Source organism: Neopusillimonas aromaticivorans (assembly GCF_030344915.1).
GTDB classification, from domain to species: Bacteria; Pseudomonadota; Gammaproteobacteria; order Burkholderiales; family Burkholderiaceae_B; genus Neopusillimonas; species Neopusillimonas aromaticivorans.
The window spans coordinates 1,895,697-1,910,174 of the sequence record NZ_CP128233.1; the positions used below are offsets into that span (position 1 = coordinate 1,895,697).

9 protein-coding genes, 5 pseudogenes and 1 riboswitch are annotated in these 14,478 nt (G+C 57.8%); of the genes and pseudogenes, 9 read left to right on the forward strand and 5 right to left on the reverse strand.

The features are described from left to right. Positions 1-225 precede the first annotated feature (225 nt). The 5 genes and pseudogenes from metK to N7E01_RS10520 all read left to right on the forward strand — a co-directional run bounded on the left by metK (position 226) and on the right by N7E01_RS10520 (position 4,400). Complete coding sequence (metK, locus tag N7E01_RS10500) at positions 226-1,389, forward strand: methionine adenosyltransferase (RefSeq protein WP_289172855.1); 1,164 nt, start codon at positions 226-228, stop codon at positions 1,387-1,389. Continuing rightward, entirely contained in the window at positions 1,389-1,604 is a 216-nt protein-coding gene (locus N7E01_RS10505) for a DUF1289 domain-containing protein (RefSeq protein ID WP_289172856.1), read from the forward strand. Before metK ends, N7E01_RS10505 begins: the two co-directional genes overlap by 1 nt. Positions 1,605-1,630: 26 nt before the next feature. Continuing rightward, positions 1,631-1,705, forward strand: a riboswitch (S-adenosyl-L-homocysteine riboswitch). A 74-nt stretch (positions 1,706-1,779) separates the two neighbouring features. Beyond that, positions 1,780-3,197 (forward strand): annotated as a pseudogene (gene ahcY / locus N7E01_RS10510) (adenosylhomocysteinase). Between the two features lie 30 nt (positions 3,198-3,227). Next, positions 3,228-3,566: a phage holin family protein gene (locus N7E01_RS10515; RefSeq protein ID WP_289172857.1), complete on the forward strand. Its 339-nt coding sequence runs from the start codon at positions 3,228-3,230 to the stop codon at positions 3,564-3,566. A 70-nt stretch (positions 3,567-3,636) separates the two neighbouring features. Next, a pseudogene (locus N7E01_RS10520) lies at positions 3,637-4,400 on the forward strand (methylenetetrahydrofolate reductase). A gap of 102 nt (positions 4,401-4,502) precedes the next feature. Here the strand turns inward: N7E01_RS10520 and N7E01_RS10525 are convergent. Continuing rightward, entirely contained in the window at positions 4,503-5,102 is a 600-nt protein-coding gene (locus N7E01_RS10525; protein ID WP_289172858.1) for a 5-formyltetrahydrofolate cyclo-ligase, read from the reverse strand. A 152-nt stretch (positions 5,103-5,254) separates the two neighbouring features. On the opposite strand from N7E01_RS10525, the pseudogene N7E01_RS10530 reads away from it, so the two are divergent. Both N7E01_RS10530 and N7E01_RS10535 read left to right on the forward strand, forming a co-directional pair. Further along, positions 5,255-7,266 (forward strand): annotated as a pseudogene (locus tag N7E01_RS10530) (lytic transglycosylase domain-containing protein). A gap of 52 nt (positions 7,267-7,318) precedes the next feature. Further along, the gene (locus tag N7E01_RS10535) at positions 7,319-8,431 is read left to right on the forward strand and encodes a tRNA nucleotidyltransferase/poly(A) polymerase-related protein (protein WP_289175794.1); all 1,113 of its coding nucleotides are present in this window, start codon (positions 7,319-7,321) and stop codon (positions 8,429-8,431) included. Here N7E01_RS10535 and N7E01_RS10540 read toward each other — a convergent pair. The 3 genes and pseudogenes from N7E01_RS10540 to N7E01_RS10550 form a co-directional block, all read right to left on the reverse strand. Next, positions 8,400-9,555: pseudogene (locus N7E01_RS10540) on the reverse strand (class I SAM-dependent methyltransferase). The gene N7E01_RS10535 and the pseudogene N7E01_RS10540 sit on opposite strands and share 32 nt — an antisense overlap. Positions 9,556-9,959: 404 nt before the next feature. Then, positions 9,960-10,586, reverse strand: coding sequence for an NAD(P)H:quinone oxidoreductase (gene wrbA, locus N7E01_RS10545; protein ID WP_289172859.1), 627 nt, complete (start codon positions 10,584-10,586; stop codon positions 9,960-9,962). A 110-nt stretch (positions 10,587-10,696) separates the two neighbouring features. Further along, positions 10,697-11,393, reverse strand: a pseudogene (locus N7E01_RS10550) (pirin family protein). Between the two features lie 24 nt (positions 11,394-11,417). Here N7E01_RS10550 and N7E01_RS10555 point away from each other — a divergent pair. Together N7E01_RS10555 and N7E01_RS10560 are read left to right on the forward strand one after the other, a co-directional pair. After that, the gene (locus N7E01_RS10555; RefSeq protein WP_289172860.1) at positions 11,418-11,843 is read left to right on the forward strand and encodes a LysR family transcriptional regulator; all 426 of its coding nucleotides are present in this window, start codon (positions 11,418-11,420) and stop codon (positions 11,841-11,843) included. Continuing rightward, positions 11,831-12,406 (forward strand): LysR substrate-binding domain-containing protein, encoded by a 576-nt coding sequence (locus N7E01_RS10560; protein ID WP_289172861.1) that lies wholly within the window; start codon positions 11,831-11,833, stop codon positions 12,404-12,406. Before N7E01_RS10555 ends, N7E01_RS10560 begins: the two co-directional genes overlap by 13 nt. Here the strand turns inward: N7E01_RS10560 and N7E01_RS10565 are convergent. After that, a complete protein-coding gene (locus tag N7E01_RS10565; protein WP_289172862.1) occupies positions 12,401-14,101 on the reverse strand; it encodes a DEAD/DEAH box helicase in 1,701 nt (566 codons plus the stop codon). The two genes, N7E01_RS10560 and N7E01_RS10565, sit on opposite strands and share 6 nt — an antisense overlap. Positions 14,102-14,478 lie beyond the last annotated feature (377 nt).

A 14,478-nucleotide genomic window follows, 5' to 3' on the forward strand; every position in this document is an offset into this window, starting at 1 on the left:
GACGTCGGACGCGACAGAGGAACAATTATGTATTTTCGCTTAAAATGGGAAGTATCGCTGAGTTAACCGACAACTTGCGGGGCGATACATCGCCGGGGCAGCCCGGCTTTGAAAAATATTCCGCTAAAGCGTCGCGCCCTGACCAAGGCTTCACAGCAACAGAGGTGCAACGCAATCCGTTCAACCTCTGTGCCAGTTTCTGGCCATCTCTGAAGGATGTGTACTGTGTCAAGCAACGATTACCTGTTTACCTCTGAATCGGTTTCCGAAGGCCACCCCGACAAAGTCGCCGACCAGATCTCCGACGCCATTCTCGACGCCATTTTCCAGCAAGACCCTCATGCGCGTGTTGCTGCTGAAACGCTGTGCAATACGGGTCTGGTCATTCTGGCGGGTGAAATCACCACCACGGCCAACGTTGACTATATCCAGGTTGCACGCGACACCATCAAGCGTATCGGTTACGACAACACCGATTACGGTATCGACTACAAGGGTTGTGCTGTACTGGTGGCCTATGACAAGCAGTCGCCTGACATTGCACAAGGGGTTGACCGCAGCCCCGAGCAAAACATGGATCAAGGCGCTGGCGACCAGGGCCTGATGTTCGGTTATGCCTGCGACGAAACCCCCGACCTGATGCCTGCGCCCATCTGGTACGCGCATCGTCTTATGCAGCGTCAAAGCGAACAGCGCAAAGACGGTCGTTTGCCCTGGTTGCGTCCCGACGCCAAGTCTCAGGTCACCTTCCGCTATGTCAATGGCAAGCCGGTCGAGGTCGACACTGTCGTGCTTTCCACGCAGCATGCCCCGGAAATCTCGCAAGCCGACATTCGTGAAGCGGTTATCGACCAGATCATCAAGCCCTGCTTCCCCGAAGGCCTGCTCACCGATAAAACCCGTTTCCTGATCAACCCTACCGGTATTTTCGTTATCGGTGGTCCGCAGGGCGACTGCGGCCTGACCGGTCGCAAGATCATTGTCGATACCTATGGCGGCGCTTGCCCCCACGGCGGTGGCGCATTCTCGGGTAAAGACCCGTCCAAGGTTGACCGTTCGGCAGCCTATGCCGCGCGTTATGTGGCCAAAAACATTGTTGCGGCCGGTCTGGCCCGCCAGTGTCAGGTGCAGATCAGTTATGCCATTGGTGTGGCCGAACCCATCAATATCACGGTCAATACCAACGGTACCGGTGTCATCGAAGACGACAAAATCGCCTTGCTGGTACGCGAGCATTTTGACCTGCGCCCGCGTGGCATCACCAACATGCTTGACCTGTTGCGCCCCATTTACACAAAAACAGCCGCCTATGGCCACTTTGGCCGTGCCGAACCCGAGTTCACCTGGGAAGCCACCGACAAAGTCGAGTTGCTCAAAAAAGGTCTGTAATGTCATCTGGCCGCAACCCCGACGACAATCACAGCCTGTTGCCCACCGACTCGCCCTGCGTGGCGGTGTGCTCAACGCTTTACGACGACATCTGTCGTGGTTGTGGCCGTACCGCCATGGAAGTGGCGAATTGGGTTTTCTTCTCTGAAGACGAAAAGCGCGCCGTCTGGGCGCGCATCAAAAGCCAGGGCTACCCGCGTCGTCAGGGTGGTTAAGGGCCGCTTTTACGCTACAATGGCATCTCCCTGAGGGGCGCTGCGACGGGTTTCCCCGCTAGGCTCAGGGTCTGTTTTCTGTTCAACGGCGCTCATCATCACCTGTAACGCGGGTGGGGTGGGCCAAACCGTTGTGCCACTACCTTCCCGTCACGCAGGTTTACTGGATCTCACCATGAACACTGTTGCTGACACCTCTTTCCAAGATTTTGTAGTTGCCGATCTCGGTCTGGCTGGCTGGGGCCGCCGCGAAATCGCCATCGCTGAAACCGAAATGCCGGGCCTGATGGCCACGCGCGAAGAATTCGCTGCGGCACAACCGCTCAAGGGCGCCCGCATTGCCGGTAGCCTGCACATGACCATCCAGACTGCCGTGCTTATCGAAACGCTGGTAGCCCTGGGTGCCGAAGTGCGCTGGGCGTCATGCAATATTTTCTCGACGCAAGACCACGCCGCTGCCGCCATCGCCGCTGCCGGCATTCCCGTGTTCGCAGTCAAAGGCGAAACCTTGCAAGAGTACTGGGAATACACCCACAAGCTCTTCGAGTGGCCCAATGGCCAGCAGGCCAACATGATTCTCGACGATGGCGGCGATGCCACCCTCATGTTGCACCTGGGTTCAAAGGCTGAAAAAGACATTTCCGTACTCGCGAACCCCGGCAGCGAAGAAGAGCGCATTCTGTTTGCCGCCATCAAGGCCCGCCTGGCTGTTGATCCTGCCTGGTATTCGGTGCGTCTGGCTCAAATCAAGGGCGTTACCGAAGAGACCACAACCGGTGTCAGCCGCCTGTACCAGATGGCGAAAAAGGTGAACTGGCGTTCCCGGCCATTAACGTCAACGACTCGGTCACCAAATCCAAGTTCGATAACCTGTACGGTTGCCGTGAGTCATTGGTTGACGGCATCAAGCGCGCCACCGATGTCATGATCGCAGGCAAGGTTGCCGTGGTTGTCGGTTTTGGCGATGTCGGCAAGGGCTGTGCGCAGGCGCTGGTTGCGTTGCGTGCCCAGGTCTGGGTTACTGAAATTGACCCTATCTGCGCGTTGCAGGCATCCATGGAGGGCTATAAAGTCGTCACCATGGAAGAGGCCGCCGACAAAGCCGATATTTTCGTTACGGCGACCGGCAACTACAACGTCATCACACGCAAGCACATGGAGCGCATGAAAGATCAGGCCATCGTGTGCAATATCGGCCACTTCGATAACGAAATCGAGGTTGCGGCCATTGAAGACTTGCAGTGGGAAGAAATCAAGCCGCAAGTTGACCATGTCATTTTCCCCGATGGCAAGCGCATTATCTTGCTGGCCAAGGGGCGCCTGGTCAATCTGGGCTGTGCCACTGGCCACCCGTCTTTCGTGATGTCGGCGTCATTTACCAACCAGACCATCGCCCAGATCGAGCTCTTCACCCGTGGTGAGGCCTACGAAACCGGCAAGGTCTACGTGTTGCCCAAGCACCTTGACGAAAAAGTAGCCCGTTTGCATCTTAAAAAGCTCGGTGTTCACTTGACCGAATTGTCACCTGAACAGGCGGCCTACATTAACGTGCCGGTGGCTGGTCCTTACAAGCCCGAGCACTACCGCTACTAATCCAATCCTGCACATCAACAGAGGCTGATCATGGAACTCTTGCTTATCTGGATTCTCAATGCAGTTGCTTTACTGATCGTTGCGTATATTTTGCCGGGTATCACGGTAGCTTCCTTCTGGTCGGCCCTTATTGCGGCATTGGTCCTGGGCTTGCTGAATACCCTGGTCAAACCACTGTTGGTGTTGCTTACCTTGCCCATCACTATCGTGACCCTGGGGCTGTTCCTGCTGGTTCTCAATGCGCTGGTATTCTGGTTTGCCGGCTCCATCCTGCGTGGCTTTCAGGTCAACGGGTTTTGGTGGGCGCTGCTGGGGGCGTTTGTGTACAGCATTGTCTCGGGGCTCTTGTCCAGGTTGATTTCACAATGAATGCTTCCAAGGCATTAAGCCTAGAGTTCTTCCCCCGCGCGATGCGGCGGCACAAGAAAAACTGCAGCAGGTGGCGCGTCAGCTTACCGTGCTTGAACCTGCGTATGTCAGTGTCACCTTCGGTGCCGGTGGTTCCACGCGCGACGGCACGGCTGACGCGGTGCGTCAGATGCAGGGGTTGGGGTTCGATGCCGCGCCGCATTTGTCGTGTGTGGCATCGTCGCGTCAGGTGCTCGCCGAAATTCTCGATGCCTACCGCGACAGCGGTGTACGACGTGTGGTGGCGTTGCGCGGCGACCTGCCTTCCGGTATGGGGCTTGACCGCGGTGATCTGCACTATGCCATTGATCTGGTGCGTTTCATTCGCGAACATTCCGGCGACTGGTTCCATATCGAGGTCGCGGCGTACCCCGAAGTGCATCCGCAGGCCAAAGTGCACAAGCCGACCTTGATCATTTCGTGAACAAGGTCAATGCCGGTGCCAATGCGGCCATCACCCAATACTTCTTCAACGCGGATGCGTACTTCGATTTTGTCGAACGCGCAACGGCCAAAGGGGTGTCTGTGCCTATCGTGCCAGGCATCATGCCCATCACCAATCAGGTTCAGCTGCTGAGGTTTTCTGAAATGTGCGGGGCTGAAGTGCCGCGTTGGGTTCGTCAGCGCCTGGCCGATTACCAAGGTGACCTGGCCTCGATCAAGGCGTTTGGTACCGAGTTCATCACCGGGCTTTGCCAGCGGCTGCTCGACGGCGGTGCGCCAGGCTTGCATTTTTATACCTTGAACAATGCCGAGGCCACCCTGGCTATTGCCAGGAACCTGGAATTGTCCTGACCTTATCGGGTGGGTGGTGCGTGCCTTCCGTGCGCTTTTCAGGCCGGCAGCATTATGCCGGCTTGTTTTAGTCGGGCAGTTTCATGGCCCAGCCCTTGTCGGTCAAGATGGCATCCAGGGGTAGTCATGGGGTTGAGGCTGGTATTTGACCTCCGGCAGGCGGTCAAGATCACCACAGGCCCAACCAATACCAATGGCAATGAAGCGATGGCCATCGACATCCAGTTTGGCCAGAGTGCGGTCGTAATAGCCCTTGCCATAGCCGACGCGATCACCTTCACGCGTAAACCCAAGAACCGGTACCAGAATTACATCGGGGTTCGGGGCGGGTTCACTGACGGGCTCGCCAATACCGTAAGTGCCGGTACTCATGGGCGTTTCCGGGGTCCAGCGCCGAAATTCCAGAGGCTGGTTTTCCCCTGTTACCACGGGTAATGACAAGTTCAGGTGCTCATCGGTGGCCCACTGGTGCAGCAGGGGTACCAGGTCGGGCTCTTGAGCCAGTGGCCAGAATGCGGCAATATTTTCCGGGGCACGCCTGCCCGCTTTTTTCATGGCGTCGCGTGCGGTTGCCAGCCATGTAAACAGCCGGCCTCTGATCAACAGCGCGCCGCGTTGTCGTTCGGCAGGGTCTTGCGCCGAACGTAACGATTTAAGCCGGTCGCGCAAGTTGACGGGCTTATTCTCTATACTGTGACTCATGGCAGCAATTCATTCACTCAGGTTGGTCAAGATGGCATTACAGCAGGTTCAACGGTATCAGAAATCGTTTCGTCGCGCCGGCGTGGCTGTCGCGTGTATGGCCGGTCTGGCGGGGGGTCAGTTTGCCGGTCGCCGCGCAAAGCGATGCCAGCCTGTCTGAAATCACGGCCCGTCCCGACCTGGGCACCGAGGATCAACTGGTGGTCCAGCCCGGCGTCGCCCAAACGGTGGTGGCTACGCTTTCGGCTCCGGGTGCTCCGGCACCGGTACGTACACCACTCGATAGTGCAGCGGCGGCCGCCGCCTTGCAGGCGGTTATCGATGCGCGCGACGCCATGCAGGCCAAACAATGGCAAAAGCTGGAATCTCTGATGCCGGTGGCCCGTCAAGAACCCTTGCTGGGTTCGTATGCCGAGTACTGGGCCTTGCGCCGCCAGTTGCAAGATCCGGCTTCTCCGGTCCCGACCGAACGATTGAAGCAGTTCATGGCAACGAATCAAGATGCCTACCTGGCTGACCGGGTCAGGGCCGACTGGGTCATTGCCGCCACGCGTGCCGGTGATTATCGGCAGGCGCTGGCGCTCGCTCCCGTCCTCGCCAGCTCGTCGTTGGTCGACTGTGCGTTGTTGCTGGCGCGTCAGATGTCCGGTCAACCCGTGAATGCGCAGCAGGCGGTTGATGCCTTCAAGCCGGTCAGCACTTGCTGGATGCTGCTCGACGAACTGGTCGCCCGTCATGTCGTGGCCTGGAAGCATTTGCAGCCCATGCTGCGTGCCACCCTTGAAACCAACAAGGCAGGCGATGCCCAGCGGTTGGCGGCCTTGATGTTCAACGCTGGTCAAATGAAGTCTTATGCAGCGCTTGTCAAGAATCCGCGCCAGTGGCTGGCGACCCAGGGCAAACCACAGTCCCGCGAAGAAATCGAGCTGGTGACACTCGCATTGTCGCGACTGGCGCGCGGTGATCGTGACGCTGAAACCCGTTACATCAAAGAGCAATGGGCTTCCGTGTTACCCAAACAAGATCTGCAATGGGTTTGGGGGCAGTTTGGTCTGGTCTCTGCGCTGAATGTTGAACCGCAGGCGGTACAGTGGTATCGCGAATCTGGTCCGGGTCCGAAAACAGATTACAACCACGCCTGGGAAGTCCGTTCCGAGTTGCGTCAGGTGCCGGTTGACTGGAAGCGTGTCGGTGATGCCATCCGGAAGATGACGGCACGTCAGGCGGCTGAGCCGGTGTGGGTGTATTGGTATGCGCGTTCTGTCGCTGCCCAAGGTAATGAAGCAGCCGCCAAGGGCTTGTATAAATCCATTCTGAATGATTACGGGTTTTATGGCCAGTTGGCTCACGAAGAGTTGGGGCTGCCCATTACGGTGCCCCCGCGTCCGCCGGCGGTTACTCCCGACGAACTGGCTCAGGCGCGGGCCAATCCGGGCTTGCAACGCGCCATCAAGTTGTTTGATCTGGGGTGGCGCGCCGAGGCGGTACCCGAATGGAATTTTGCCTTGCGCGGGATGACTGACCGGCAGTTGCTGGCCGCTGCCGAACTGGCGCGAGAAGAACAGATTTACGACCGTGTAGTGAATACGTCGTTGCAAACTGCGCAGGTCGCTGATTTTTCCCAGCGTTTTGTAGCCCCTTCGAGGGGCGCGTCAGCGCCAAAGCACGCGAAATCAATCTTGATCCTGCCTGGGTGTACGGGTTGATTCGTCAGGAGTCCCGGTTCATTACCGATGCCCGCTCCAAAGTGGGTGCGTCGGGGTTGATGCAGCTGATGCCGGCAACCGCACGGTGGGTGGCCAAGAAAATCGGTATGACCGATTTCACACCGTCGTCCGTCAATGATTTTGACACCAACACTATTCTCGGTACTCAGTATCTGAAAATGGTTCTTGAAGATCTGGGCGGATCGCAGGTGCTTGCCACGGCGGGTTACAACGCAGGGCCGGGTCGTTCTGTGCAGTGGCGCTCTAAACTGTTGGGGCCCGTCGAAGGTGCCATCTTTGCTGAAACCATTCCGTTCACGGAAACCCGTCTGTACGTCAAGTACGTGCTGTCGAATGCGGTGTATTATTCGGCCCTGTTTACTGGGCAGCCCCAATCGCTCAAAGAGCGGCTGGGTGTTATCAGTCCGCAGGCGCGCCGTCGCGTCGACTTGCCGTAATGGCGGGTTTGCCGGCGTTGCCGGTTTTAATCCGGACCCGGTTACCGAAGGGTTGCAGGTTTACGTGGTGGGTGGTGCCGTGCGTGATGCGCTGCTGGGTTTGCCTGCCGGTGATTGTGACTGGGTGGTTGTCGGGGCGACGCCCGAGGCCATGACTGAGCGCGGTTTTGTACCCGTCGGGGGTGATTTCCCCGTTTTTCTGCACCCACGCACCCATCAGGAATACGCTCTGGCGCGCACTGAACGCAAGTCGGGTCGTGGCTATCAAGGCTTCACGTTTTATACCGGTCCTGAAGTGTCATTGGCCGATGACCTGCGGCGTCGCGACCTGACGGTCAACGCCATCGCTCAAACCCGCGACGGCCAACTGGTTGATCCTCTGAACGGCGTGGCGGATGTACAGGCACGTATCTTGCGTCATGTGGGTGACGCGTTTGTTGAAGATCCTGTGCGCTTATTGCGTCTGGCCCGCTTTGCCGCCCGTTTTTCCGATTTTGACATTGCGCCCGAAACTCTCGCCCTGGCCCGCCATATGGTTGGAAACGGCGAGGTGGATGCCCTGGTGCCTGAACGTGTATGGCGCGAAATCAGCAAGGGGCTCACAAGCGAGAGCCCTCTGCGTTTGTTCGAGGTGCTGGCGGCTACCGGTGCATTGGCCCGTGTGATGCCCGGGTTCGTCATGGATGCACAACTGGGTGATCGTCTGGCCTGTGCCGTTGCCCACGGGCTGGCGTTGCCGGCACGTTTTGCGCTGGCCTGTCTGGCATCGCCTCAGCCCGAACTGCTGGCGCGGCACCTTAAAGCACCGACCGACGTTATTGATTTTGCCCGTTTGTTGCCGCTGGCACTGCAAGGGCTTGGCCAGCCTCTGGCTGCTTCAGCCGTGCTTTCTCTTGTCGAGCAGCTTGATGGTTTGCGAAAGCCTGAACGTTTCGTTGACCTGGTTCAGGCTGCGACTTGTGTATTGCCTGATGATTTTGCAAATACCCTGCTGCCATATTGGCTGCAGGGGTTGCAAACAGTACGGGCTGTTGATGCCGGTGCTGTGGCCCGCGCTTGCGCCGGGCGTGTGGCTGATATCAAGGCGGCGGTCAGGGCGGCCCGGCTTGAGGCCTTGCAACGGTTGCTAGCGGTCAAAGACGGTCGCGGCGATCACCCTGCATGAAACCAATCAGTGGCCCGTCAATGCCCTGGCCAATGGCCATAACCTTGAACAGTTCGCCCATTTCGGCTTCTGAAAGCAGTTTTTGTACGGGCCCCATGGTGCGGGCATGCTCGACAGGATCAGACGGGTCGACGGTGCTGACCAGATCGGCCAGCCCGCAGTTGATCAGGAACCGGGCCTGTGTGGTGTAACCCAGCACCTCCATACCCCCGGCCAGGGCAGCATCTGCCATGGCGGTAAAGTCAACGTGTGCGGTAATGTCTTGCAGGCCCGGGTACAGCAGGGTGTCTGCGTGGGCATGGTGCCGGTAATGGCACATCAGCGTGCCTTCAGCACGTTGGGGGTGGTAGTACTCATGCCGGGGAAGCCGTAGTCGATCAACAGCGCGGCCCCTTTGTGCAACCAATCGCCCAGGCCTGTCACCCAGGCCTCGGCTTGCAGGTTCAACTCGGAGCGATAGCCCGGCAAGGGGGCATCCGCTCGCTGACCGTTTTTTGCAGGCGCGGCGAGGCCGGCCGGCTGGCCAGCGCAAAACCATTGGCATCGACGACTCCGATTTCCATGACCTGGCCGTCCTGGCCCCATTCGAACAGGGTGACAGGCATGGCGTCGAGCACTTCGTTGGCAACAACACAGCCCTCAAAGGCATGAGGCAACTGTTCAACCCATTCGATATTGGCGTCCAGGCTGGCCAGGTGTGCTTGTTGACGTTGCCTGAGGTCGGCAGAGACATCAAGGATCTGGTAGACGGGTTCAATGCCCAGTGTTCGCAAGGCAGGAATCAGTGCTGCGGCCAAAGCACCCGAACCGGCACCAAACTCAAGGACGTGATTCGACCCGGCCTCGCGTAATACCTGCGCAACTTGTTGGGCCAGCGCCTGGCCAAACAGGGGTGTCAGTTCAGGGGCCGTAGTGAAGTCGCCTGTGGTTTGTGAGGCGCCGAATTTTTCGCTGCCCGCTGTGTAGTACCCGAGGCCGGGCGCGTACAGCGCCTGTTGCATCCACTGATCAAAGGGCAGAAAACCACCTGGCGCAGCCTGAATGCAGTGGTGCAGATGGCGTGTGACAGTGTCCAGATGAGCCAGTGCAATGGGGTCGGGTTGGGGCAAGGTAGAGTGGGACATAGGGGCAGAGGATGTTCGTGCGGCAGGCTCAGGAGGTGCCGTGGTCGGTGGGGTGTGCGGTGTCGGTTCTGGTGGAGGGGCTAGTGGCGCGACTTCCGGGGTGTTTGTCTTGGCGTGCGCCCCGATGTCAGGTTGCTGCGCCTGTTCAGACTCACGTTTCAATACGTGTAGCGAATGCAGCATCGACACCATGAAGCCTGTCAGCAGCCCTACGGCGGCAGCGACGACAAAATTGTCGAAGACGAACCACAGCACGATGGCCAGCAGCAAAGAAAGAAATAATGGTTTTTGAGCCAGTTGTTTCATCAGCAGCCGATCCAAGAAAAATCGGAATTCGTGAAGAACGAATTCCGATCAATGAAAGAGCCCTGATTTTACGCGGAATCAGGGCGTTGGGCGAACCCTCAGGCTGCAGCCATGGCCGTCCGTCCCAGTTTCTGGGCAACGGCAATTTCTGCAATATGCCGTCCCTGGAAGCGTGCGCCGTCCAGTTCATTTGTGCTGGGCTGGCGGCTGCCGTCGCCGTTGGCAATGGTCGAAGCGCCGTAGGGTGTGCCACCGGTGATTTCGTCGTTCGAGGTCTGGCCCTGGAACGAGTAGGGCAGGCCTGCAATCAGCATGCCATGATGGAGCAAGACGGTGTGGAAGGACAGCAGTGTGCCTTCCTGCCCGCCGTGTTGTGTGGCGGTAGACGTGAACACGCCGCCGACTTTACCGATCAGCTTGCCCTGGGCCCACAAGCCGCCCGTCTGGTCCAGAAAATTTTTCATCTGCGAGGCCATCATGCCAAAGCGTGTGGGTGTGCCGAAAATAATGGCGTCATAGTCAGCCAGTTCGGCAGGCGTTGCAATAGGTGCACTTTGATCGAGCTTGAAATGGCTGGCTTTGGCCACGTCTTCAGGAACGAGTTCAGGCACTCGCTTAACATGAACCTCGGTACCGCCAACGCTGCGCGCGCCTTCGGCAACAGCCTGAGCCATGGTTTCGATGTGACCGTACGATGAGTAATAAAGGACAAGAACTTTCGTCATTTTGGTGTTTCCTTGATGTTTAAGGGGCAGGGTGCATGCCGGAAGGCTGATCAATATGCCTTTACCGGCGGTAATGAAAAACTCTGTTTTGGTTGAGCCTGGAATCGTGGTCAGGGCAGGTCGAAGTAAAGAAACTCGGCCGCCTGACCGTTTGTGAATGTCAGTTGCTGTTCATTGGCAATGCGGGCACCGTCACCGGCGGTCATGGTGATGCCATTAACTTGCAACGAGCCGCGGGCCACATGGATATAGCCGTGCCGGTTATCCGGGGGCTGTGCGTCACAGCTTCGGTGCTATCCAGCAGCCCTGCATAAAGGCGGGCATCTTGAAGGATTTGCAATGAACCGTCTGCGCCATCGGGCGATACCACCAGACGCAGCTGTCCACGCTTTTCGTGTTCGGCAAAGAACTTTTCCTGGTAACGCGGCGTGGTGCCGGTGCGGTCGGGAGTAATCCAGATTTGCAGGAAGTGCACAGGGTGTTCGGCAGATGCGTTGAATTCGCTGTGACGGATTCCGGACCCGGCACTCATGACCTGAACGTCGCCCGGACGTATGGTGGCACTGGAGCCCATTGAGTCCCGATGGGCCAGTTCGCCGTCAAGTACATAGGAAATGATTTCCATATCGCGGTGGCCATGTGTGGCAAAGCCCCTTTGGGCGCAACCGTGTCGTCATTGATGACACGCAAGGCGCGCCAACCCATATGGGCCGGGTCAAAGTATTCAGCGAAAGAAAAGGTGTGGTAACTGTTGAGCCAGCCATGGTTGGCGTGGCCGCGATCTTGAGCGTTACGGATTTCGATCATGACAGGCTCCATCAATAAGAGGTCTTGAATTGCAATGGTGTTATTCTATTTTCTATAAAACAAATAAAAAAGCGCTATTATTTGATTGATTTGATCGATTTTTTAGATAGGTATGGCTATGCCAAAAACAACGCTAGAGCAGTGGCGTGCCTTTCAGGCGGTCGTCGAATACGGGGGTACGCGCAAGCGGCACACGCATTGCATCGGAGCCAGTCGTCCATCAGTTATCTGGTGGCCCGCTTGCAAGAGCAGGTCGGTGTGTCGTTATTGGTTGTCGAGGGGCGCAAGGCGCAACTGACCGATGCAGGCAGAACCTTGCTGGTTCATGCCGGTGAATTGCTCGCTGACGCACAAAACCTTGAAAAGCTGGCCGCATCGCTGGCGCAGGGTGGGAACCCGAGCTGCGGCTGGTCGTTGATCAGGCGTTTCCCAAAGAATTGCTGGCCGTAGCGATGCAGCAGTTTCAGCAACAGGCGCCGCAAACGCGGGTTGAGCTGGTTGAGGTTGTCTTGTCGGGCGCGGAAGAGGCCATCATCGCGCAGCGTGCCGACGTTATGGTGGGGGCTTATGTTCCGACCGGTTATCTGGGTAGCTTGCTGATGGATCTTGAGTTCGTGGCCGTTGCCCAAAAAGACCATCCGTTGCACGCGCTGGGGCGTAACATTGATGAAGACGACCTGAAACGGCACCGTCACATTGTGGTGCGTGATTCGGGTACGTTGAATCCACGTGATGAGGGGTGGCTAGGGTCGTCCCAGCGCTGGACTGTCAGCAGTTTGCAGGCGTCCATTGAACTGATTGCGGGTGGGCTTGGGTTTGCATGGTTGCCCCGACACATGGTTCAACCCTGGCTGGACAGTGGCGTGCTTCTGCCGCTACCTCTGGTTAAAGGGCAGCAGCGCAGGGCATCGTTGTATCTGGTGCTGGGTGGCGGTCACTCAACGCAAGCCGGGCCAGCAGCTCAGCTGCTGGCCCGGATGCTTGATGATGCGGTAAAGACGTTTGGCTTATGAGTAAAACGCCTGGCGACCCGTTGCTGGGCGCTTGGCCGCACCGCCTGCAGGTTTGCCCGAGAATGCCGGGCGGGCACGGGCCGGACGGGCAGCTGTGTCGGCGCCACCAGCACGTTGTTCGCGCCCCTTGTAACCCTCCTTGCGGCCTTCGAACGCTGGCTTGTCACCGAAGCGGCCTTCGCCTTTGTTGAACGCAGGCTTGTCACCGAAGCGGCCTTCGCCTTTGCTGAATGCAGGCTTGTCGCCGAAACGGCCTTCACCTTTGCTGAACGCAGGCTTGTCACCGAAGCGGCCTTCGCCTTTGCTGAACGCAGGCTTGTCACCGAAGCGGCCTTCACCTTTGCTGAACGCAGGCTTGTCACCGAAACGACCTTCAGGCTTGCCATACGAAGGTTTGTCGCCAAAGCGGCCTTCAGGCTTGCCATACGACGGGCGATCGCCGAAACGGTCGTCGGACTTACCGGCATAACCCGGTTTGCCACCACCAAAACCGCCACGTGCGCCGTACGGTTTTTTACCGCCGGGCTTGCGATCGGTGTAGGTCGGGCGAACGGTTTTCTTGGGCTCAAGGCCTTCAATCACTTCTGACGGGATAGGCTGGCCAATGAAGTGTTCAATGCGACGGATCTTGTGACGCTCGGAGTGTGTTGCCAGTGTGAAGGCCAACCCGTTGTTGCCGGCACGACCTGTACGGCCGATACGGTGGGTGTAGTCTTCGGGTTGCATGGGCAGGTCGTAATTGATGGCGTGGCTGATACCTTGCACGTCAATACCGCGAGCCGCAACGTCGGTGGCAACCAGAATGCGCAATTTGCGTTTTTGCAGCAGGCCCAGTGTGCGGGTACGCTGGCGCTGGTTCATGTCGCCATGCAATGCGGCAGCTGTGAAACCTTGTTCTGACAGGCGGTCGGCCAGATCGTCGGCACCGCGTTTGGTCGATGTGAAGACAATCGCCTGGTCAAGCGTCGAGTCACGCAGCAGGTGATCAAGCAGGCGCATTTTGTGGTTATGGTCGTCTGCATACAGCAGGCTTTGTGTGATGTTACTGTGCTTTTCTTTGTGGCCCGAAACGTCAATGCGCTGCGGTTCACGCATCATTTCGCCAGCAAGACGGGCGATGGATCCGTCCAGAGTGGCTGAAAACAGCAGGGTCTGGCGAGCGGCAGGCGTGCTGGCTACAATCGTTTCAATGTCTTCGATGAAGCCCATGTCCAGCATACGGTCAGCTTCGTCAAGCACCAGTGTGTGTACGGTCGACAAGTCAACACGGCGTGCCTGCAGGTGGTCGATCAGACGGCCGGGGGTTGCAACCAGCACGTCAACACGACGCGACAGTGCTTTCAGTTGGGCACCATAAGGCATGCCGCCTACAACAACGGCAGTGCGAAGGTCTTTGATGTGCGCGCCATACAGCTTGGTGGCTTCGGCAACCTGCATCGCCAGTTCACGTGTCGGTGTCAAGACCAGCACCTGTACGCCTGAGCCTTTGTTGGCAGGCATCTGGGCAATACGATTCAGGGCTGGCAGCATGAACGCTGCTGTTTTGCCACTGCCGGTTTGCGCGGAAACCATCAGGTCGTGGCCAGCCAGGGCCTGAGGGATGGCGGCAGCCTGAACGGCGGTAGGCGCAGAGAAGCCAGCTTTGCTGACGGCAGACAATAGGGTAGGGGCGAGACCCAGGTTCTCAAAAGACATGCGTATTCCTTTGCCGTAATAAACGGCATGCACTGGCCAGGACGATAGAAGGTGTCCGATGGCCGGTTGATTAGAAAGCATCGTGCCGACCAATCAACCTGGAATGCAGCAGGTTCAGTGAAGAACCGCAACGGAAAGGCTTGGGGTCAGGGAGCGATGGCGTGCGACATGGGTGCTGAAGATTCAGTCAACTGCTGGCACACAGCAACAAGGGCTGTATAAAAATGTCGACGCTTATTAATGCAGTGCCGGAAGTATATCTATGCTCACGGGTTAGGGAAAGTACTAATTTGTAACTGTGCAATATGTACGTCACAAAAGCACGTTAAGAAAAAACTGCAGGTCTTGCCGGAATATCGGGGTACTGTGCGGTCAGG